General features: G+C 57.1%; 18 protein-coding genes. 8 read left to right on the top strand and 10 right to left on the bottom strand.

The features are described from left to right. Window positions 1-59: 59 nt before the first annotated feature. Window positions 60-1,232 carry a glycosyltransferase family 4 protein gene (locus tag AB1L30_RS11210; RefSeq protein WP_367013505.1) on the bottom strand — a complete coding sequence of 391 codons (1,173 nt, stop codon included), beginning with the start codon at window positions 1,230-1,232 and terminating at the stop codon, window positions 60-62. A gap of 223 nt (window positions 1,233-1,455) precedes the next feature. On the opposite strand from AB1L30_RS11210, the gene AB1L30_RS11205 reads away from it, so the two are divergent. Genes AB1L30_RS11205 through AB1L30_RS11195 form a run of 3 tightly spaced genes read left to right on the top strand, consistent with a single transcriptional unit; the run spans window position 1,456 to window position 3,640 of the window. Further along, window positions 1,456-2,205 carry a phage holin family protein gene (locus AB1L30_RS11205; RefSeq protein WP_367013504.1) on the top strand — a complete coding sequence of 250 codons (750 nt, stop codon included), beginning with the start codon at window positions 1,456-1,458 and terminating at the stop codon, window positions 2,203-2,205. A gap of 18 nt (window positions 2,206-2,223) precedes the next feature. Next, the gene (locus AB1L30_RS11200) at window positions 2,224-2,952 is read left to right on the top strand and encodes a hypothetical protein (RefSeq protein WP_367013503.1); all 729 of its coding nucleotides are present in this window, start codon (window positions 2,224-2,226) and stop codon (window positions 2,950-2,952) included. Window positions 2,953-2,959: 7 nt separating this feature from the next. Continuing rightward, window positions 2,960-3,640: a hypothetical protein gene (locus AB1L30_RS11195; RefSeq protein ID WP_367013502.1), complete on the top strand. Its 681-nt coding sequence runs from the start codon at window positions 2,960-2,962 to the stop codon at window positions 3,638-3,640. Here the strand turns inward: AB1L30_RS11195 and rdgB are convergent. The 3 genes from rdgB to AB1L30_RS11180 all read right to left on the bottom strand — a co-directional run bounded on the left by rdgB (window position 3,637) and on the right by AB1L30_RS11180 (window position 7,447). After that, complete coding sequence (rdgB, locus tag AB1L30_RS11190) at window positions 3,637-4,254, bottom strand: RdgB/HAM1 family non-canonical purine NTP pyrophosphatase (protein ID WP_367013501.1); 618 nt, start codon at window positions 4,252-4,254, stop codon at window positions 3,637-3,639. The two genes, AB1L30_RS11195 and rdgB, sit on opposite strands and share 4 nt — an antisense overlap. A gap of 14 nt (window positions 4,255-4,268) precedes the next feature. Beyond that, window positions 4,269-6,803, bottom strand: a complete 2,535-nt coding sequence (locus AB1L30_RS11185; protein WP_367013500.1) for a DUF3656 domain-containing protein — start codon at window positions 6,801-6,803, stop codon at window positions 4,269-4,271. Window positions 6,804-7,006: 203 nt separating this feature from the next. Then, entirely contained in the window at window positions 7,007-7,447 is a 441-nt protein-coding gene (locus AB1L30_RS11180; protein WP_367013499.1) for a hypothetical protein, read from the bottom strand. A 441-nt stretch (window positions 7,448-7,888) separates the two neighbouring features. Here AB1L30_RS11180 and AB1L30_RS11175 point away from each other — a divergent pair, with 441 nt between their 5' ends. Beyond that, the gene (locus tag AB1L30_RS11175) at window positions 7,889-8,785 is read left to right on the top strand and encodes a DUF4261 domain-containing protein (RefSeq protein ID WP_367013498.1); all 897 of its coding nucleotides are present in this window, start codon (window positions 7,889-7,891) and stop codon (window positions 8,783-8,785) included. A gap of 122 nt (window positions 8,786-8,907) precedes the next feature. Then, on the top strand, window positions 8,908-9,456 hold the full coding sequence (locus tag AB1L30_RS11170; RefSeq protein WP_367013497.1) for a carboxymuconolactone decarboxylase family protein: 549 nt from the start codon (window positions 8,908-8,910) through the stop codon (window positions 9,454-9,456). 66 nt (window positions 9,457-9,522) lie between these two features. Here the strand turns inward: AB1L30_RS11170 and AB1L30_RS11165 are convergent, their stop codons facing one another. The 6 genes from AB1L30_RS11165 to AB1L30_RS11140 form a co-directional block, all read right to left on the bottom strand. Next, window positions 9,523-11,574, bottom strand: a complete 2,052-nt coding sequence (locus tag AB1L30_RS11165) for a right-handed parallel beta-helix repeat-containing protein (RefSeq protein ID WP_367013496.1) — start codon at window positions 11,572-11,574, stop codon at window positions 9,523-9,525. 94 nt (window positions 11,575-11,668) lie between these two features. Continuing rightward, complete coding sequence (locus AB1L30_RS11160; protein ID WP_367013495.1) at window positions 11,669-13,486, bottom strand: serine/threonine-protein kinase; 1,818 nt, start codon at window positions 13,484-13,486, stop codon at window positions 11,669-11,671. 98 nt (window positions 13,487-13,584) lie between these two features. Beyond that, on the bottom strand, window positions 13,585-15,315 hold the full coding sequence (locus AB1L30_RS11155; protein ID WP_367013494.1) for an FMN-binding protein: 1,731 nt from the start codon (window positions 15,313-15,315) through the stop codon (window positions 13,585-13,587). Window positions 15,316-15,324: 9 nt separating this feature from the next. Beyond that, window positions 15,325-17,595, bottom strand: a complete 2,271-nt coding sequence (locus AB1L30_RS11150) for an FAD-dependent oxidoreductase (RefSeq protein WP_367013493.1) — start codon at window positions 17,593-17,595, stop codon at window positions 15,325-15,327. A 204-nt stretch (window positions 17,596-17,799) separates the two neighbouring features. Then, window positions 17,800-18,201: a hypothetical protein gene (locus tag AB1L30_RS11145; protein ID WP_367013492.1), complete on the bottom strand. Its 402-nt coding sequence runs from the start codon at window positions 18,199-18,201 to the stop codon at window positions 17,800-17,802. Between the two features lie 121 nt (window positions 18,202-18,322). Beyond that, window positions 18,323-19,336, bottom strand: coding sequence for a DUF1559 domain-containing protein (locus AB1L30_RS11140; protein WP_367013491.1), 1,014 nt, complete (start codon window positions 19,334-19,336; stop codon window positions 18,323-18,325). Between the two features lie 354 nt (window positions 19,337-19,690). Between AB1L30_RS11140 and AB1L30_RS11135 the strand changes: the two genes are divergently transcribed. The 3 genes from AB1L30_RS11135 (at window position 19,691) to AB1L30_RS11125 (ending at window position 21,710) form a co-directional block, all read left to right on the top strand. Beyond that, window positions 19,691-20,173: a MarR family transcriptional regulator gene (locus tag AB1L30_RS11135; RefSeq protein ID WP_367013490.1), complete on the top strand. Its 483-nt coding sequence runs from the start codon at window positions 19,691-19,693 to the stop codon at window positions 20,171-20,173. 70 nt (window positions 20,174-20,243) lie between these two features. Beyond that, a complete protein-coding gene (locus AB1L30_RS11130; protein WP_367013489.1) occupies window positions 20,244-20,999 on the top strand; it encodes a glucose 1-dehydrogenase in 756 nt (251 codons plus the stop codon). A gap of 12 nt (window positions 21,000-21,011) precedes the next feature. Continuing rightward, window positions 21,012-21,710 (top strand): pirin family protein, encoded by a 699-nt coding sequence (locus AB1L30_RS11125; protein ID WP_367013488.1) that lies wholly within the window; start codon window positions 21,012-21,014, stop codon window positions 21,708-21,710. Window positions 21,711-21,732: the final 22 nt, after the last annotated feature.

Genomic DNA, 21,732 nt, shown 5'->3' with positions numbered 1-21,732 from the left:
TGCTCACGCTTGTATTCTTCCCCTCAAGAATAGGGGAAGCAAGGGAAATAGGTCGGGTTCTATCGATGATAGACCATCGGAGGCAGTCCGACCGTTGGAATCGATGCAGGCCGAGGTTCCAGCGGAACGCTAGGCCAGGCGACCTCGCGGCGGAGGACGCGACGTGCGACGTCGGCATAAATCTCTTCGTGTCGGACCACGTTGCGGTGGTTGTCGAACATATCGAGGAAACGGGCACGTCCGGCCTGGCCCATCTGCTGGGCCAATTGGTCATCGCGCAGGATCTTGATGATCGCCTCGCCCAAGGCATCAGCGTTCTGGCTGGGGACCAGGTAACCGGTCTCGCCATCAGCGACGCTCTCGATCAGACCGCCAACCCGCGTGGCGACCACGGGTTTGCAGGCCGCCATTGCTTCGGGAGGTGTCAGGCCGAAGGCTTCCTGGGTGGGGCAAGCGACTAAAAGATCGATGGCTCGCATCACGTTGGGAATGTCGTTCTGGAAATTGATGAAGCGAAACGCATCGCGAACGCCCATCCGAATGACCTGGGAACGAACCCGCTTGATGTAGATCGGGCAGCGGTTACCAATCACGGCGATCTTCGCATTGGGAACTTGCCGTAAAATGGCCGGCAACGCTTTGAGCAGCAGCAGGTGGTTTTTGCGAGGACACACGTCACCGACGATGCCAACCACTTTGTCCTCTTCACGGAAGCCATGTTCTTCTCGCCAGGCCTGGCGGAGTTCGTCGGCGTTGCGAGGGATCGGGGCATGATCGATCAGGGCTCGAACGGTCTCGACATTCTGTTGGCGAACGCGATTCCAGTTAACTTCGACACTACGGGTATGATCCGAGTTCGCGATCACAAAGTCTTTCATCGCCCAATAGGCGTGGACTTTGGTGTGATGGGCCGTGGCGACGACCGGGACGCGGGTGAACATCTTCAGCATGATGCCAAAGAGCTGGCCGCTGGTGTTGTGCGTATGAACGATGTCGACATTTTCGTCTTCGATCCAGCGGGCCATTTGTTTGACCTGCTTCAGCGGCCAGCGGCGTAGTGCGGAATCGACAAACTTGATGTTGGTCCCTTCGACTTGCTCTTGAATCCATGAGCCTTCACGACCAATCAAAGTAACGTCATGACCGCGCCGGGCGAGGGCTTCGGTCAATCTCAAGCACTGGATAATGGCTCCGTTGACGCCGAATCCGGAGATGAGTTGGACGATTTTCATGGGAGGCTGCAGGGTTTCATGGGGATTTCGACAAGTCGATCTGCCAGCACGGAAACAGTTCGAAGGGCGTAATTAGCTAATTTCCCATAGCAAGGCAAGACGAACCCGCCTGGATTATTTCGAGATCCCCCAACGGCAAGGGAGCGTCGCCCTGCCTTTCGCAGTTGTGGTAGAGTATCCCCATTGGCTTACCTCCCTGGATTGATAGCAACGATAGCACCCGATGACGCAGTATTCTGGCAATGGCGGGACCGACGGCGCGAACATGGTGATGTTCTGGCCTGAGAATCTCCCGGAAGAAGCAGACACCATGCTCCGGAACGATCCGATTTCCTTCGTCGATACCATGCGCGAGGAAGGCCGGGTCATCTGGTTCTATTGTGATGGCGATGGTCAATATGCGGTGACCATCTTTCTGGATGAAGACCCACCGGGTGAGCTCCGCAAATTCATGGTTGATGAAGAGGTCTACCCCGACGTCCGGGTCCAAGGCACTACCTATTTCGGCGGGCTCGAGTACATGTACCAGGAAGATGACGGGATGATTCAAGAGTTCCCGGGCATGTGTAATACAATCGATCTGCCCGAGGGAACCTATCAGGGGGCGGTCTATCGGACCGACATCCCAGCGGCTTTCAGCCGGCAATGGCTGATGCAACGGATGGGGACCAGCCGGTACCGGATTCTGCACTGGCAACAACTTCTCAGCAAAGCGGCTGTCTTTGGGGCAGTGGGTGTACTGTTCGCCTTCTTTTTCCTGGTCTGGTATGTCTGGCTGGTTTCGGTGGGGGCTGTTGCGTTAACCTTTGTGGCCGCGGTCTTGCTGGCCCGGTCGGAATCGTGCCGGGAAGCGATCGTGGCGATCGACGAATTCACCGAGACCTTCCCAGAATACGTCGTCGTGCTTTCGTCGCAGTCCCCTGCCTCGCTGGAAGAGCCTGAGTCCGAACAATTGGCCATGCCCGTCGGTTAGCCACCAGGAGCACCATGCATGAAGCTGAGATGTCCTATTTGCGAGATCTACCTCCCTGCCCGGCAGATGAATGTCGAGAAAGACATTGTGATCTGCTACGACTGTAACGAGGCGTTTTCGATCTCGAACTTGTTGGGCGTGACGAAATCGCCGGGTGCCCCGATCGGCAATGGTTGGCAGTCCGAAACCGGGTATTCGACGACCGCGGAGTCGAACTTCTCCTTCGACATCAACATGCCCCCACGTGGGATCGCCTACGATAACAGCGGCATGGGGTGGCGCATCGCGGCGACCACTCGGAACTGGATGGCACTTTTCCTGATTCCGTTCATGTGCGTCTGGTCTGGCTTCTCGCTCGGGGGGATCTATGGCTCGCAGATCATGGACGGTGAGTTCAACCTGTTCTTGTCGCTCTTCGGCATCCCGTTCCTGTTGGGAACGTTGGTTATGGGGTGGATGGCATTGATGAGTCTCTTCGGCCAGGTCGTCGTGCGAGCGGACGAAATGGATCGCGACGGAGGGATTGTCTTTCAAGGAATCTGGCCACTGGGACGCACCCGCCGATTCCGTTGGTCCGAAGTGCAGAACATCGACGAGACGCAGTCTTTCACACGCAAAGGTGGGGCAACGACCCATATACGACTGATGCGAACCGAAGGGGATATCAAGTTTGGTGGCATGCTTTCGGAAGAGCGTCGCCGCTATATCATGCAGGCTTTGCTTCAATTGACAGGACGTCGCGGTTAGCAGGGATATGCGATTCTTCAATCAGCGTGTTTTGTGGTGCGACGACATCGCCTTGGTATGCCCGGAGTGGTCCCAGATCCAAGATCAGGACTCGCCGCAGACCAATCCGTTGGCGGCGTTAGGGAAAGCAGAGCAGCAAGAACGAGTGATCTCGTTTGTCGATGTCCGCCGCAGCGCGTTTGCTCTGTACGTCGACGAACCGCTGCCAGCGAGCCTCGTCGAGTTTGCTCGTAAAGACCAGCCGCCGAGAACCATGCGCATCGAGCCGCCGATCTATCTGGGGCCGGCTGAGATGGAGACCAGCGAAGAGGAAGAGCTTCGCGACGAGTTCGAGGCCTTCGATATTCCCGCAGGCCAATACGTGGTTGAAGCATCCCACATTCGGATTCCGGCGGGCTTCGAACGGAAGACGATCCTGGGTCGAGCCGGCCTTCTGGGAAGCTGTTTGCTGCTGATGTGGAAGGCGTGGGTCTTCAGTCTCGCGATCGGCGTGCTGGCGATGACGATGGCCCTGACCAAGTTTTCGCTGATGGTCGGAATCGCCGTCACCTGCGTTGTGATGCTAGGGCTCGCGGTAACTTTCCTGGGACGGCGAACCAAGGCGTATCAAACCGCCTGGGAAACACAGATGGCATTCGACCAGGAGTTCCCCGAGTTGGTTGTCGTACTGAAGTCGACCAAAGGCTAGGTATGCCGCTGCCAGGCAGCCACCAACGCTCGGGCCGCATGCCCCCGGTGCCCAACCGCTGCGGTCTTGTCGTCGTCGAGTTGGGCCAAGGTTTGGTCGAGGCCTGCGACGAGAAACATCGCATCGTAACCGAACCCGAATTCGCCAATAGGGGCCGTGCCGATCTGCCCGCGACACTCGCCGCTCGATTCCAGCACAACGTTGCCATCCGGATCCGCAACGCAGAGGTGACACATAAAGCGAGCCTTGCGATCTTCCTCGTCGACATCTGCCAGGTGTTCGATTAACAGTGCCAGGTTCATCGCCATGGTGGCGTCGTCGCCGGCATAGCGGGCCGAGCGAACGCCTGGGGCGCCGTCGAGTGCGTCGACTTCCAGGCCAGTGTCATCCGCCAAGACCCATTGGCCAAGCTGCGTGGCATGGCCGATTGCCTTTTTCCGAGCGTTCTCTTGCAGCGTCTCGCCATCTTCTTCGAGCGCGGCTAGATCCGCATCGTCCGGCAACGACCGAACCGGGATACCCAGCGGAATAAGCAGCGTCGACAACTCGCGAACCTTATGAGGGTTCGAGGTCGCGACGAAGATCTCGGTACAATCTGACAAAGGACGAGGCATGGGCCCGCTGCTTTCTAAATGATCGCCAGGGGATCGCGATCGTGCTCCAGCGTGCCGCGAGTCACACCAACGCGGTTAAGTGCTTTCAGTTCTCGCCAGACGTCTTCGCCATCGACATGGCCTGCCAACAGATCGCGGTAAAGTTGGATGACCCGAGCGATCTCTTGCGGAGGATCGTCGTTCAGCAGTTCAATGCGGAAGGTGCGGACACCCAGGTCAAGCAGCGGCTGAACGATCTCGGCTCCACTTTGCGGAGTCTTGTTGAAGAGCGTATTGCGGCAGCCAACGTCCGCCTTCAAGGGATGCTCGGCCCCAACACGGTCGCGAAGTTTCACGTCGTGCTCGTCACACGGACGACCACAATTGGTTTTGTTCGTTCCGGGCGAAAGAACGCTGCAGAAGACGCAGTGTTCCATATGGAACATCGGCATGTGCTGGTGAATCACCGGTTCCAGCAGATGAGCGGCGCAGTTCTCGGCCATCACCAGCAACTGATCGCGATTCAAATCGTAGGATGGCGTGATCCGCTCGGCTCCGCGTTTTCGCAGCCAATCGACCGTCAGTTGATTGGCGGCATTGAACGAGAAGTCTGCCACGCAAGCGACGCCCAGTTCCGTGAAGAACTTCAGCCCCGACAAGTTGCGGACAACGTAGCCATCGGCACCATGCTTCGAGAGAGCTTTGAAGATGCCCATCTCGCCTGGCTTCTGAATCCGTGGCGTAACGATGTAAATGGTCGCTTGAAACTCGCGAGCCAGCGGGACCGCGTGTTTGTATTCGCGGATGTCCTGGAAGTCGACGTACACCGTCTTGATGTCGGCACGCAGGACCGATTCCAACTGGTGCATGGTACGAGCCAGGACAATCAACTTGGGATCGCCTGGTTCGATCTTGGCCGGTTCGACTTCAGCTTGAATTTGCGGCAGGACTAAATCTTGATCGATGATCCGGCGACGCGTTGCCATCTGCTGACGGGCTTCGTCGAGTTGGGTCACCATTTCTTTTCGCAGCTTGCCAAGCACGCTTAGCGGAACCATCGGGGTGCCGGCGATCTTGGCCGTCAATTGCTCCAGGCTGTAGCCGCTGCCACCTAGTCGCGAGAGTTGTTGCTGCAAGCTTTCTTCAGTTAGCGAGTGCTTCTGAGCTTGTTCCAATGGCTGCTCAGTTGCCAGTTCCAGCTTGCCGAGGGCTCGGCTTTGCACCCAGATTCGTAGCGGCTGGCCAACCTTCGCGGTGGCATCGATGGTCAACGGAATATCACGGCCGTGCAGTTCGCCGCTGAAGCTCTTACGAAGTTCCCGCGTCAGGGCGGGATCGTCGCTCTTCCAGACTTGCAGTCCTGGCTTCAAGTATTGAAAGTCGACCGAACCACGTGGGAAGTCGACTTCGACCACGCCACGCGTTGCTTCGCCGGTGACGCGTCGGCCATTCTGGCTGACGGTGAAGACGCGGCCACCTTGTTCGTTGCCGGCAGCACGGTCTCCCTGGAAAACGATCCCGTCGCCTGCTTTCAATCGACCGAGGAGTTCCAGCTTGACCCGTTTGCGACGGTCGTCGACCGAGACCACTTCCGCCACCAGAACGCCCCGTTTGGCACTGCTGGTCGCCGGGACGAGCATCTTGTGATCGCAGCCATGCAGCCAGCCTGGCGAGAACCCACGCGAGAAGCTGAGTTCCATCTCTTCGACTTGACGCTGCGTGAAAGTTACCGGCTTGCCGGCCAAGGCGGAATCGATGGCCTGACGATAGTGCCGGGTGATGTTGGCCACGTACTCAGGCGTTTTCAAACGCCCTTCGATCTTGAACGAAACGACACCAGCCTCGAGCAGTTCCGGCACCAGGGAGAACGCGGCGAGATCTTGCGGGCTGAGCAAATACTTCTGGTCCCCCAGGTCAATGTCGGCTCCATCGCAGACAAGCTCGTACGGAAGGCGACAGGCCTGGGCACATTGACCACGGTTTGCACTACGGCCGCCAAGCGATTCGCTGGTAAGGCACTGCCCGCTGTACGCAACACACAAGGCACCATGCACAAACGCTTCCAGCGGCATCTGCGTCTGGGCATGGATCTTCGCGATCTCGTCGACCGAAAGCTCGCGAGCGAGCACGACCCGTTCGATACCGGTGTCTTCGATTTCGGCGATACACTCGGCACTGGTCAACGTCATCTGGGTTGACGCATGAATCGGCAACTCGGGAGCGGTCCGTCGGATCAGGTTAACTAAGCCCAGGTCTTGAACCAACACGGCATCGGTGCCCGCTTCCGCAATGCGGCGGATGATCGGTTCGATGGTCGACAGCTCGTCGGCGAAGGTCAGCGTGTTGACCGTGGTGTAGCCGCGGACGCCATGCCAATGGAGCATTTCCATCAGGGCCGGCAGGTCATCGAGCGAGAAGTTCTTGGCGCGGGCGCGGGCATTGAAGCCGGTTTCAAGGCCGAAATAGATCGCATCGGCCCCGTTAGCAATGGCCGCGCGAGCGCAGTCCCAATCTCCTGCCGGAGCCAAAAGCTCTGGTCGCGTGGATGCGGCTGGCTGCGATTCGGTCATCAGTTTTCGTACTTTGCCCAGTAATGGATAAAAGGTGCCTCGGAATCGGTTGATTTTACCGGGGGATCAGGCAGGCGGATAGGGACGAAATCGCCAGGAATCGAGCCGAAAACAGCCAGGTACGGCCACAAAAAAAGATGGCATGCCGCCCAGGATATGGGGGAAGGCCATCTTATTGGACCAGTTCGTGAGGTGGACCAGAGCTAATCGCCCACGCCGATGTCGTCTTCTAAAGCCTTCTGGACGACGGCATTTTCGTGATGCTCGTGATTCAAAAAGCGGGTGGTGAAGTCACGAAATCGTACGTGGAACGTCGACAGGGTTTCGTCCGGACTGTGATGCAGATCGTCGAGCATGGCGTCTATGTCGCTCAGCAGCAAACGGTGCTCGTGGCGAAGTTGCTCGCATTCGGCAGAGTAGCGGGGGGCGATGCTGATGGTGTCGCGGAGATAGCCGCCATACTCTTCCCGCGCGAACTGGTCATGCATCATGTCGCGCAGTTCAAGCAAGCCCAACACCAGCGGTTCTGGTGAGTCCCCTTCGGCGGTGATGCGATCTGCTTCTTCCAGCAGGTCGTAAAGAAGGGCGTGCTCGGTTAGAAGTTTGGTTACAGCGGCATCCGTCAATCGTTGCAGGTCGGGCATGGCATTCTCCTTCTCGTTGCGGAATGATCAGGCGGGTGCCCCTTCCAGGTCGAAGTGAGTTGCGAATCCTGCAATCATTTTGCTTCCCTTCATCTGTCGTTTTATGTCGGAAACTGGGGGTCGTCAATGAATTCCTGGCGCGTTTGGTTCAAAAAAGGTAGGCGCGATTTACCACGGAAGAGCTCGCCATTTCTATCGGCATTCATAGATGTGAAATGGCAAACATGAAGATTGAAAAGGGCGCGGAAATAGGAAGACCTTAACGTGGACGATCTGCCCGGATCGTAGCACTCGATCTATTCAATCTGGGGGGAGTCCAGTTGGTGGCTAGGTTTTGCTGGCATTCAGGACTGCTTGAAGATACTCTGAGGAGAGTGGAGTATACTGGTAGGAAATCCCCCAGAGGGGTTCTTGGGAATTTGCTGGGTCGAAGGAGCTTTTGTGGCTGACGACAACGACGTTTCGCGCGATTACCGCGTTCGGCTGTTCTATAAAACGAAGCCAGAACCATCGAAGGCCGCCATCCTCGACAAGATGCAAGTCTTGTCGGAAGGATTCGCTCCGCGCGACGGCAAACGCGATTCCGATCGTCTCGACTTTCGTCATCCACGCTTCGTCGCCAACATCGGTGGTAAGTCGGTCGGGGCGACCTGGAGCATTCGAGAAGAAGAGATCGAATACCCCGGCGACCTCACGCCATTTCTGCCGGCTCTGGAACAATCATGGTTGTGGGACGATGCCGAGCAAGTGGTGGGCGACTGTGAACATCAATTGCTGATCACCGATCAGACGGCCGCGAACATGCGTCCGATTGAGCGGCTGCAGATGATGCAGTTTCTCGTTTCCGCCGTGGTCGAAGCCACGGCCTGCGATGCGATCTACTGGGAAGCGACCGAGCAGTTTCTCGATCCACAGAAGTTTGTCGCAGGACTTCACCAGTTCGGGGCGAAACCTTGGAAGGCACCGGGTGCTTTCAATGTCCGCGTGTCGCGCGTGATCGGTTATGGGGAACGTCGCGACGACGAGTCACGCGACATGATCATCGATAGCTTGGGATTAGGCATTCTTGGCTGGCCCGATTTTCAGTGTCATTTCCGCGGGCTCGATTGGCGTGAGATCCAGCAGATCATCTACGAAAACGCCCTCGAGGTCTTCGAGAACGGACCGAAGCTGCAAGATGGTCAGGCCTTCACCTCGGTGAAAGCCACCCAGGTTTGGAAGTGCCGTTACGAAGAGGCACTACTGGGACCGCCCCGCAAAGTGATCGACATCGATCCGGGCATTCCTTACTGCGCTGGCCTGCGATATGCCGTCACCGCAGGCGTCTATGTGAAGTAGTTCACGCCCACATCAAGTTTCCGATCGAATCTCGTTTTCCTGCGTAACGCCCGAAAACGATGGGGAATCGTAGTGCTCAGATTTGCCAGTTTTTGGTTCTTTCTGACACAAGGAAATACCCCATGCCTCGTTTGCAACCTATCTCGATCGAATCGTCTGAAGGCAAAACCCGCGACCTCTTGGAAGCTGCCAAGAAGAAGTTGGGCAAGCATGTGAATCTCATCGCCACGATGGCCAACGCTCCGGTGGTCCTCGAGGCCTACCTCGGGTTCTCTGGTGCGTTGGGTCATACCCGGTTACCGGCCAAGGCCCGGGAGGCGGTCGCCATGGCCATCGGCGAGAAGAATCATTGCCAGTACTGCGTCTCCGCTCACACGATGGTTGGTCAGTCGATCGGTTACACCCAAGAGGAAACGGTCCGCATCCGTCAGGGAGAGGCCGCCGATCCGAAGGTTCAGGCGGTCATTGATCTGGCGGCAGCGATTGTCGACTCGAAAGGCTTGATCAGCGAAACGCAGTTTGCTGCCGCGCAGCAGGCTGGGCTGAGTGATGAAGAGATTTCCGAAGTGGTCGGCCTGGTCGCTTTGAATATCTTCACGAACTACTTCAACCACGTTGCCGAGACCGAAGTCGACTTCCCGAAAGTCGAACTGTTCGCCGAAGCGCACTAAGCGGATGTTGGACGGAAGCGTTCCCTGCCGGTCATCAACGAGGCCGGCAGGGAACCTTCTTTATCGCTACTCGGCATGAACCGGAGGGTAACTTCCGCTCTTCGCTTTCTCGATCCACTGCGGCTTGCCATACACGCCAACGTCGTCGGTGTTGAAGGGCTTGAATCCCAGCTTCAAGGCCGGAGAATCGCTGGCCAGGGTGAAGTCGTGATGTTCTGGATCGGCGAACTTCGGATCGGCGATGATCGAGCCCTTCTCGTGCCCGGTCTTTTGCCATTCTTCCAGCGACTTGCCTTCAAACGTGACCGGTTTGCCTGAGGCGTCGAAGTAACAGTTCCGAGCACTGTCGTGCTTCACCTGGCTGAAACGACCATCGAGCAGCGACCCGGTGTCGTAATAAACAATGTTCTGCTCGAAGACAAACGAACGATGTTCTTCGGGGCGAGAGGCACGCAACTGATAGAGCAAAGCGAACGCGAGAATGTTGTTTCGCACGATGTTGTCTTTGCCGTAGTGCTGATGGAATCCCCCGGTCTTGGTATTATAGACGAGGTTGTTCTCGAACAGGATATCGCTGCTGCCTTCGTCGGTATACATCCCCCAGCCGCCATAGCTGTAGGCATGAATGTCGTGGAAAACGTTACCGGTCACGACGGTCCCTTCGGAAGGACCAAGCGTATAGATGCCTCCCATGTCGCTCAGCAAGCCGTAGCCCAGGTGATGGACATGGTTCTTGGTGATCGTGTTTCGTTTCGCCAGCGACTCGGCGTATCCCCAACGCCATCCGACCGAGATTCCGCTGTAAAAGTAATCGGCGATTTCGTTGTGGCTGACGACGTTGTCGGGACTATGGCCAATCCAAAGTCCAACGGCACAAGGGAAAACTCGGCCACCACTGTTCAGAATGTTGTTGTCGACCGTGATATGATCGGTCAGTAGGTTCGCTTCGTGACGAAGCGCGGTCTCGCCGATCCGAACACCCCCGGCGCCTGTATCGTGGACCCACGTTCGCTCGATCCGACAATCGTGGCAGCCACGGCGAAACCAGATGCCGAAGATGCCGACATGGCCAACCTCGCAGTCGGCGATGGTCAGGTGCCGGGCTCCATCGATCTGCACGGCAGCTTCAATCGGCGAAGCGGCCTGGCTCGGTTCAAAACCTTGCTTGGGAGTCGTCCAGCGACCGTGACAGAAGCGGAGGCCTTCGATGGTGACATGCTCGACAAACTGGTTCGCTTCCGGCTTGCCGGCAACAACCAAAAGCTTTTCGAGCCGCGGCACGATCATCGGCAGCTGCGAAGGATCTTCCCCTTCGCGTGGCAAGTAACGAATTTTGCCATCGGGCGAAGCAAACCATTCGCCAGGCGTATCCATTGCGGCGGCGAAGTTCTCGAGGCGAAATTGCGTCTTTTCGTTAAGTGGATTGTGCCCCTTCATCTTCCGGCCTGAGCTGACCATGGCATGTTCTTCCGGGATCAGCTTATCGAGATGACGGCGGGTGTTATCCCACTTGTGATAAGCCAGGAACTGAACCTGGGGCAGTTCCTCCGGGGTGACCTTCGCCAGCGTGGCCGCGTAATCTTCAGGCGTCAGACGCAGCATTTGCGTGGCAGGCTTCTTGGGCTCGGCTTCCTCGGTGACGCCGACGAACGTGAACAAGCCTTCGTCCGGTTCGCGTGCGAGCGTGGTGGGCTTCGTGCCGGCAATCAGTTGTTCCGGCAGTGGCAATCGAAGATCTTCCGGCAGCGTCGCGACCCAGACATTTCCTTCCTGCTTCCAGCCAGTTACCTGGCTGCCGCCACTTATTAGTGGAGTGGCACCTTCGATGGCACGGTACCGAATGGGATGGTCGGCCGTGCCACTATCTTCAGGCGTTAGCTGAAAGGGAGCCGACAACGTGTAGGTGCCGTCGGCAACCCAGACGGTGTGCGACTGCGGCGGTCCTGCTTTTTTCGCCGAACGAATCGCATTGCGAGCCGCTTCGAGCGAAGCGAAGGGGGCTTCCTTTGTGCCGGCGGCGGAGTCGTTGCCGTTTGTGGCGACATACCAATCGGCGGCAGAAAGCGTGGTGGTGAACAGAGCCAACAGGCCCAGCGAGGCAAGTCGCAGCGACTTCATCAAATGCATCCAGAGGTGGGAGGGAAGGCGGGTGGTGGGAGGTATCTTCTATGATAAGCCGCCACCCGCGAGAGTCCAACCTCTTTCGCAGCGGCTATCGATTCTGCAACGCGTTGAGTTGCTCTCGCGCTTCCTCTAGCAGGTGGCTTCCCCACGATTCATTCTGCAGCAGTTGAATCACACCCACATAGATCCGCCGGGCCTCGTCAGGCTTGTCACCGGAGATCCGACGAGCGTAGTCCAAGCGTTCGCGAAGCGAGGCGGTTTGCTGCTTGTTTTGATAGGCGAGCGTTGTGTTCAATTGCTTCAAACGCCGTTCGGCCAGAACCAGACAACGGGCGATGTCCCCTTCCTGAGCGTCGGCGGGACCATAGACCAGCAGAAGTCCCTGAAGCTTGTCACGGGCTGCCTGCGGGTCGAAGTCGGTTGTCTTCATCGCATCCAGATAAAGATGCTCGACCGGATGCATTCCCTGGCTGACACGACCGATTGCCGCGGCCAGGCGATAGCGATTCTCTTGTCGACGAAGGTTCAACTCTTCGCGGAGTTGAGCGATATATTCCGAGCGTGGATCTTCAGGAAAGCGGTCGAGGAACGAGTCCATCTCTTCCGCAACATCGCCCAGGTTGCCTTCGTTGGCACTTGATTCGATGGTGCGGTAAACGTCGTCGGCATCCGGTTGCTTGGGTGCGACGAACATGATGCCAATGACCACGCTCAACGCGATCAGCAGACCACCAATCTGCAAGTAGTTGATCCACGCATTTCCTTTTTCACGCTGCGACTCTTCCTCTGACTTTCGTTGCCGTTGTTCGGCTACGGTGGTGAACCGGGTTTGCGGTTCGTCAGACTTGGGACGTCGCTGAGTGATAATGGTCTTTGGTGCAGCGGTCTGATCGCTATCGGCGACCGACTGAGCTGGATCGGATGTCCCTGGGTTGGTGAGCTGCATCGTTGGTGCTTCGGCCAGCTTCCGAGCCGTAGGATCGACGGTCGGAAAGTCGTCGCCCCCATCTTTCAGCTGGTATTCGTCGACTGGTGCAGAGGGAGCCTGGGTCGAGTAGTCGGCCAGGTTCATCTCGAAGTCCGTGTCTTCCGGCAGATCCAAGATGGCTTGCAGTCGGCGGCAAAGTGCCCGGGCCGTCGGAACGCGATGCTCTGGATTCTTTTCCAGAAGCTGCATGATCAGTTGGGAGAGATCGTTGGGAATGGTGTCGACCAGGCGTCCGATTGGCGTAGGATCGGAGTAACGAAGCTTGTCGAGGATCTCGGCGATCGTGTTGCCCCGAAACGGTGGCTGTCGCGAGAGCATCGCATACATCAGCGCGCCCAAACTGTAGAGATCTGCCTTGGGCGTGACCCCTTCGCCGAAAGCTTGTTCAGGCGCCATGTAGTCGGCGGTACCGACAATGCCGCCGGCCATCGTGACACCGGTCGCTCCGAAGAGACGTGCGATGCCGAAGTCGAGGATTTTGACTTTGTCGCCGCGCGTTATCAGGATGTTCGCTGGTTTAATGTCGCGATGAACGATCCCCATGTCATGCGCTTGTCGCAGTCCCGAGGCAATCTCCAAGGCATAGCGGACAACGGTTCGCCAGCTTTTGATCGGGGTCTTCACGATCACCTCGGCCAGGCTGCGCCCTTCGACCAGTTCCATGGCATAGAACAGTTCGCCATCCTCTTCGCCGAAACCAAACAGCCGCACAATGTTGGGGTGCTTCAGCTGCAGCAGCGTCTCGATTTCACGCTGGAAGCGTTCGCGCAGGCCTTCGTTATGGGACATGCCGCTGGGCAGGACTTTGATTGCCGCCTGGTCGCCGGTACGTTCGTCGATGCCACGATAAACGGTCCCCATACCACCACTGCCAATGGTGGTTTCCAGCCGATAGGGACCCATCTTCTTTTCGGTCATGGGGAAGCTACTTCCGTTACGAGAAGATTGCGCAGAGGAGAATTGCCAGATCACTGCGACCCATTATAGAGACGAATCGAGCAAACTTCGACGACCGCTTACAGCCAGAAACAAATCACCGCGAGGCCCAAAAGCAGGGTGGCAACACTGTCGCGAACGCTCCACTGGTCGCTCGAGGCATTCCAGCGGACATGCGAGATCACCGCTCCGGTCGGGCAAGCAAATCGGCAGAAGCCCATCGGAACGAACGCCGAGAAGATCAATCCACCGATGGCGATCGAAAGGGAGGCCCAGCCAGCGATCGTCGGAACATAGGCATCGAATGGCTCGAGAGCGGCCAGGTTGCCATCGATGATCGAGAAGGCGATCAGGATGGCTACGGCCAAAAGAATGGCCGGAATGGCCGATAAGACGACACGCAGTTTCTTCGGCACCGTCCAGTGCCATTTCGAGAACCGCAGGATCATCATCTGGGCCGCACCATGTGGGCAAAGGTGATTGCAGTAAACCTGCTTCTTGCTGAAAAGAGGCACGGCGAAGGCCGCAATCGCGACCGCCACCAGGCCGATGCATTTCTGCCAGGGGACTGGGTGACTGGCCCAGCCAACCAGCAGGGCCATCGACAGAATATCGCCCGCGAAGAAGCCGAGGTAAGCAATCACGATCAGCCCGAAACCAAACTGAACCGACTTCTTTCCACGCAAGTTCGTAAAGGCGATGACAAGGGCCGCGATCACAACGCCAATCGTGGCCAGGTCGCGCCAGCCGATGCTGATCGGAGTAGTCGCGATCGCTGGTGTTTCTTCCGCTTCCCTTTCCTGCTGATAAGCAGCTGCGGCGATTCCGATGGCGGCGGTTGCCGACTGACTGGTCATCGTCGCGCCGGAGACACCTTCGATCTCGGATTTCTCGATATCAAAATTCGCAAGCTGTGCCAGGTCGTAGCCAGCCAGGTATTCAGGAAACGACCAGTCTTCGCGAACGTAGCGGACATAGGGATCGTTGTCATAGCTATCGCGAAGCGCGACCGCTTTCAACTTATCTTCAGCGTCCATGATCACCAGGACATCGGTCGGCCCCTGGTAGCCTACATGCTGATCCGCCTTGGGACTGGTACGCCAGGCGGTGCCGATCTTCTGCCCGTCGGCGTTCAGGACATCGAACCAACCGCGAGGGCTTTCCTGCGGGGCAAGGCTTGTCGCTTCCGGCAAGATTTCGACGACTTCTTCTAGCGTAATCTCGTCAGGGAAGCGGTAGTTGGGAGGATCGCTGCCGAGAACCTTCGTAACCGATTCGATAATCGCCAGGCTGGTGAGCGTTGCCCCGGAGACGGCGTCGAGACGTTTCTCGCCGCCAAGCTGGGCGACCGGAACGCCTGAGAACTGTCGTGGAAACCAGGTCGCGTTGCGGACCGCGTCGAGATGCTCTGGCGTATCTTTGCTCGAGAGGATCTCGATTCCGCAAAGGTTGTTGCCACTGTCGACGACGACCAGCGTATTGGTTGGGCCTGAGAACCCAATGATCTTATTGGCGGTCGGCAGCGTGGTGATCGCCCAGCCGATTCGCTTGCCGCTGGCGTCTTGCACGTAGGCTCCGTCCCGATCGGTCGCAGGCGTCAGCGAGGCGGCATCGGGCAAGAATGCCTGAACCGTTCCCAGTGAGATATCGACGGGGCCAACATCTGCCCGGTCTTCGCTTTGCACGTGCAAGCGTACGAGAATCGCAATCGCCGCGATCAGTGCGAAACGATAGCCATGCAGCAGGAAACGCAGGCCCGAAGACCTGCGTTTCTTTTTGACAGTGACGTGCTGATCCGAATCGTTCGGCATCGGTGCGGACTATTTCCCGTCCATCGGAATCAGTTGGACCGCATCCGCGTGAACGTTACCGTTGCCGCTGGAGACAACTTCGACGTACGAATCTTCGCCGGGCTTGATGGTGAAGGTGCCGAGCGAGACGAACCCACCTTCGATGGGTGGTTGCTCTTTCATGTTGACGATGGTCGATTCCTTCGAGGTTTCGATCACCAGCGTCACGTTGACCTGAGCACTGCGATTTTCGTGTGGAAGGTAAGCGTAGCGGACTTCGTAGTTGCCTGCCTTCTTCACCTTGATCGGGAACCGAACGGTGGCGCCCTTCTGTCCCGAGTACAGATAGCCGTGACCGACGTAACCTTTCAGGCCGCTACCTTCCGACCACTGGCCACTCTTTTCGGCCTGACGATCGTCGATGACCATGCCAGCCATCTTGTTCGGATCGAGCCCGGTTGGAGGACCGTAGGGCGAAATTGGCTGAATGTTCTTCGGCATTTCGATTTCGGCGTTGACCGTTTCGCGACGGGCCTGACCTGGAAGCTGCAGAAGCTTGTCCATTTCAGCCCAATGCTCTTCGTAAACTTCGCGTGGCGAGCAGTCGTGCAGCTTGCAGATCGAAACGGCCTTGCCGACCACTTCGCCCATCATGCCGCAGGTCTTCATCACGCGAACGGTACCGAGGGCCTCGTGTGTGACGCTAATGCAGCGACCTGCCATGAAGAGGTTCGGTACGTTCTTCGAGTAGAAGCAGCGGTAAGGGACCGGGTAGCCATAGGCACGGTCGACACGCTGATCGTGAACGGCGATCGAGATGAATGGATTCTCGGGGAACTTGTCGGCGAATTCTTTCTTCGGATAGTGAAGGTCGATCGACCAGGTGCTTGGCACGCAGCCATCGGGGAATTCACGCTTCGCGACGATGTCTTCTTGCGTCAGGATCACGTCGCCGATCAAGCGTCGCGATTCACGTGGACCACCGACATACGCCAGCCAGGTCAGCTCGGCGTTCTTGTGCTTCGAGGCACCATCGCGGTTCTTCATGGCGTTGAACGCACCATAGACGGCTCGCAGGTTCCAGTCGCGAATCGCTTCGGCGCCGCCGATCGGATCTTTGTCGAAACCGCTTTCCCAGAACCACTGGCCGTGATGGTCACGTGGGTAAGGGAAGTCCTTCATCGTCAGGTCCAACGCCCACGGAGTTTCGGGGAAGGTTGTCGGCTGATCGGCTTCGTCCCAACGCCACATGTTGCTCATGCCCATGCGACCCTTGTCGGTTTGATCGTATAAGGCACCTGCCAAGGCACCAATCGAGCCATGACCGGTCGCGTCGCAGAAGAAACTGCCTTCAAACTTGCGAACCTGGCTGGTACGGGTATCGAAGGCGGTGACCGACGCGATCTCGCCATCCTTCATTTCCAGGTCGTTGGCGTGGTGATTCAGGAAGAGATCGATGTTGGGTTCGGCACGAACAAGGGCTTCCTTCTTGTCGTCGCCGAATTCTTCGTAAGTGCCTGGCGACTTCTTCGCTTTGTCGGCGAATTCATCGATGATCTCGCCAATGCGTGGGTACTTACCACGGCGGATCAAACCCATCGCCCAGACGCGGACTTCGCTGCTGCCGTTGCCGCCCAGCACCGGGCGATCTTGGATCAGGGCCACTTTGCAGCCCATGCGAGCCGCACTCAGCGCGGCACCCATGCCGGAGTAGCCACCACCGATCACGACCAGATCGTAAGGACCTTCTGTTTTGATGTCTTCGACGATACCAAGTTGGTCTTTACGCCACTTGGCCAACTGCGAGCCGCCAGACGGAGGCGTCGCGGTGGTGTCGTTGGTGAAGTAGATCGCGTCGCAGCGGCCATCGAAACCAGTCAGGTCTTTTAGGCGCAGCGTGACGGTTTCGTTTTCGATGTCGACCACGCCGCCATCGTGCCAGAACCAATCGGCGCTCTTGGTGCCGAAGGTTTCTTCAAGCGGCTTGCCATCGATCGCCAGTTGGAACTTGCCAGGCTGCCCTTCGGCGTTCCAGCGAGCCACCCAATCTTTGGTGCGAACGAAGACGCGGTAGCGACCCTTGGTAGGGAATGTGACTTCTGTCTTCGCTTCCGCAACCGGTTTGCCCAAGCCATGGGCCAGCAGATAGGGGGAACCCATCTCGCCGATGAACTGGGTATCCAGCTTCCAGCCGCCATGGTCGGTAAAGCTCTCTGCTTCTACCAACAGATCGGCAGCCAACAACGACGAGGACCAGAGACACAACAAGGCCGCCAGGGCGGCGGAAGCAGCGTATTTCATAGAAGATTCGATGCCAGGGGTAGGAAAGGCGGGTATGGGGCAATGGAAAGAAAAAAATCTCACCGTAGTTGCTAGTTTAACACAATTTCCCTCGAATCAGGAAACTGGAACCAGCAAAGTGGGTTATGCAGAACCAGCCCCCACAATCGACAGAAATCGATGAGATAAGGGGGCTGATTGCTTGCACGAATCCTGCTCGGAGATCTATTTCGAGGTCACCGCGAATTGAAAATCGTTGATTTGTTTGTCTGTAGTGACATCCGCCGAGAGGGTGCTTTTGGCGTTGTACTTTGCGGGGATGAAGTTCTCTTCTCCCTCGCCCATACCTGGCGTGGCACTCGGGACAGGTCGGAACGCAGAGATCTCGACGCGGCGTTCGCCCGGCTCGGCTTCGCCTGAGAACTTGCCGTCAACAATATCCATGGCGTCGACCGACCCAGTTGCGATGGTCTTGAAGTAGATGATTCCCTTCGGCATCGGCTTCTCGTCGAGCGTGACGGTGCCTTGGACCGGGAATTTGGTAGCATTCTGGCGTTGTGGCTGGCAGCCGAGCGTGAGTGTTGCGAGAGAAGCGATGGCAACGAGATAGGTGACATGACGGAGCATGAGTCGGGGCTTTCAAGAAATGGGGACGAGAGGGTTTGCCCAATGCAGGAACGAGGTCAGGTGGACTCGCGAGGAATGCGAGCCCACCGTCAGAGAATGAAGCGATAGAAAGAATCGCGAATTAGAATTCGCCGATCGGCTGACCATCGTCACGCGTGGCGAGACGGGCCAACGTTTCCAGCGGAATGGTTTCGGCCAGGAAGCGAACCGAACCGTCACCCAGCAGAACATTCACGCCGCCAGGGTGCGTCGAGTTCAAAGGAATGTTGGCGCCACCATCGTTGCCCACGCCGGTGCCCCCTTCATCATCGGTCCAGCCGGTGGTGCGATTCACCACGTAGCGGATCGTCGTGATGTTGAATGGACGATTGTCGCCGTTGTAGGTCATGTTCGGCGGCGAATCGGAGCTCTTGCAGCCGATGGTCCAGCTCCAAGGCTGGCTGGCTCGCCAGTCCTGACGAGTGCCGGAGGTGTCGGTCAGCCAGTTGCCATGTTCGCTGGCGGCCAGGGTATTGGTTGAACCATCGGTCATGTCGGCGAAACGAATCTTGCTGTTGGCAAACAAGATGCCGCCAGCGCTGAAGCTACCACCTCGAGCGTTGGTCGTGATGCGGCTTTCGGTGTAACCAGGGATCGTCCCGTTGATCGCGCCGCTGATGCCCACATAGGTGACTGCGGCGGAGTTGCCGCCGTTGGATCGCGAAAAGCCAGGCAGAGGTGTCGATGGGCAGCGGTATTTTTCCATTTCGAGACCTTCGACAACGTCATTATTGTCAGCATTGAAGACGCCCGACGATCCTTGCCATTCCCACTTATCCGCGATGGCGGTCTCTTCGACATAAGGCAAGATGTAGACCAACCACGAACTGCCCCAGTTTGTGGTATTGGCGGCGTCAACACCAAACGGAGGTTGATCCTGGGCGCCACCTGGGGGAAAGCGTTGGAAGGTGTCGTGATGGTTGTGGAGTGCCAGGCCAATCTGTTTCAGGTGATTGGTGCATTGCATTCGTCGAGCCGCTTCGCGGGCTTGTTGTACCGCTGGAAGAAGCAGAGCGATCAAGACGCCAATGATGGCAATAACGACGAGAAGTTCGACGAGCGTGAAGCCTCGTCGATGGGGAGTGAGTGCGCGCATATTACTGCCTCTTCAACTTACAAAGACAAGAGATGGGATGGATGAAATGACGTTTCCAAACACCCTTCGACGAGATCGCGATCGCGGCAAGAATTCGTCAGATGGCTGAAGAAGAGCTGTTTGGATGATGGTAGTAGTTCTGGCTGGGTCAATTGTTAGCCAGGGGGACTATTTGCATAATAAGAGCAAACCCTGTTTAGGAAATGGGGTGCCGGGGTAAAAATGAGAAAATCGGGAAAAATATCTCTTGGGTCGCGACGATTGCCTTAAATTGGTAGTTAGACAGCTAAATTGCCAAATAGCACTTGCTTCCGTAATGATTTACATGTAAAGTAAATGCAGACGGAGGAAACCATGACCCCACCTGGACTCAAAGACGAACTGAAGAAACGCGACCCTTTCGAATCGAAGGAACAGGAAGCCATCCTCAATATCTTGCGGACAAGCGATCTGTTTCATAATCGGTTGGGGCGACTTCTACGTGACTACGGTCTGACCGGATCGCAGTACAACGTCTTGCGGATCTTGCGTGGCGAAGGGAAGCCTCTGCCGTCGCTCGAAATCGCGGGTCGCCTGATTCAAGTGGTGCCGGCAATTACTGGTTTGATCGATCGCCTGGAAAAGCAGGAACTGGTCAGCCGAGTTCGGTGCGAGAAAGATCGTCGGGTGGTGTATGTCGCCATTACCGACAAGGCCCTCGAGATTTTGGCCAATATCGATCAACCTTTGATGGATGCCCACAAGCGATTGATGGGACACCTGACCGAAGTCGAACTGCAGCAACTGATCGATTTGTTAGAAAAGTCACGTGCGGCTGTAACCGAGGACGAATCGTAGCATCTCTTTTTTTAGTGCGATAGTTGATATGTAAATAGTTGGTCAAGTGCTTTTTTGGGGAGTTCAAGCAATGAGTCTTCAAGACAAGGTCGTATTAATCACCGGTGGTACCTCGGGCATCGGCGAAGCGACTGCTAAGTTGTTGGCCGGTCAGGGCGCTAAGGTAGTCGTTGCTGGTCGCCGGACCGAGCAAGGCAACGCAGTCGTCGATGCGATCCAGTCGTCTGGCGGAGAAGCGTTCTTCGTGCGTACCGATGTGACGCAGGAAGAAGATGTCAAAAACCTGGTGGCGGAAACGGTCCAGAAATATGGTCGCGTCGACGTGGCCTTCAACAACGCAGGCGTCGAAGGCTCAGGGCCTGTGCACGAGGTGAGCGTCGAGCAGTATCGGCATATCTTCGATATCAACGTGCTGGGTGTATTCCTCAGCATGAAGTACGAAGTCGAGCAGATGCTGAAGCAAGGGAGCGGGGTGATCATCAACACCTCGAGCATCCTCGGCCAGGTCGCGATGCCAGGGGCAAGCGTCTACAACGCTTCCAAGCATGCCGTCGAAGGGATGACCAAGACCGCCGCGTTGGAATATGCCCAGCAAGGCATTCGGGTTAATGCAGTCGCTCCGGCTGCCACGGCAACCGACATGATCGATCGCTTCGCCGGAAAAGAAGGAGCTGGGTCACGAGCCCAACTGGCCGCGCTGCATCCGATGAATCGGCTGGCCACGGTAGAAGAAATTGCCGGCGCTGTCGCCTATTTGGCCTCAGATGCGGCTTCGTTTACGACCGGCATCAGTTTGCCCGTCGATGGTGGTTTCCTCGCAAGGTAAAGGAATCGAGTCATGATCCAAGTCCGAAAAGCGGCCGACCGAGGCCATGCGAACCACGGTTGGCTCGATACGTATCACACGTTCTCGTTTGCCAGTTATCAGGACCGCAAGCACGTTCACTTCCGCTCGCTGCGAGTGATGAATGAGGATCGTGTTGCCCCGGGAGAAGGTTTCGGAACGCACCCGCACAACGACATGGAAATTGTCACCTATGTGCTGGAAGGTGCCCTGGAACATAAAGACTCGATGGGCAATGGCGAGGTGCTCCGTCCTGGTGAGTTCCAGCGGATGTCGGCTGGTACTGGGATCACGCATAGCGAGTTCAATCCGTCCAGCGACGAACCTGTCCACCTGTATCAGATCTGGTTATTTCCGGATCAAAAGGGTTTGACCCCTAGTTACGAACAGAAGCGATTTCCCGATGAAGAGCTGCAAAACAAGCTCCGGGTGGTCGCTTCGCCGGATGCCGAGCAAGGTGCATTGGCGATTCACCAGGACGCCAAGATCTTTCTCAGCAAGCTCGATGCCGGTTCCAGTGTCGAGTACCCCATCACCGAGTCGCGGCATGCCTGGCTGCAGGTGCTTCGCGGCAACGTCACGTTGAATGGGCAGCCGCTCGATACCAGCGATGGTGCGGCAGTCAGTGACGAAACCGTTTTGAAGATCGAAGCGGGCGACTCCGCCGAGATCATGCTGTTTGATTTAGCTTAATCCAACACCACTGAGATTTTCA

It is taken from the genome of Bremerella sp. JC817, from assembly GCF_040718835.1.
Classification (GTDB): Bacteria; Planctomycetota; Planctomycetia; order Pirellulales; family Pirellulaceae; genus Bremerella.
Note: the sequence above shows the minus strand (reverse complement) of the source record. Positions and strands in the feature narration are given on the sequence as shown.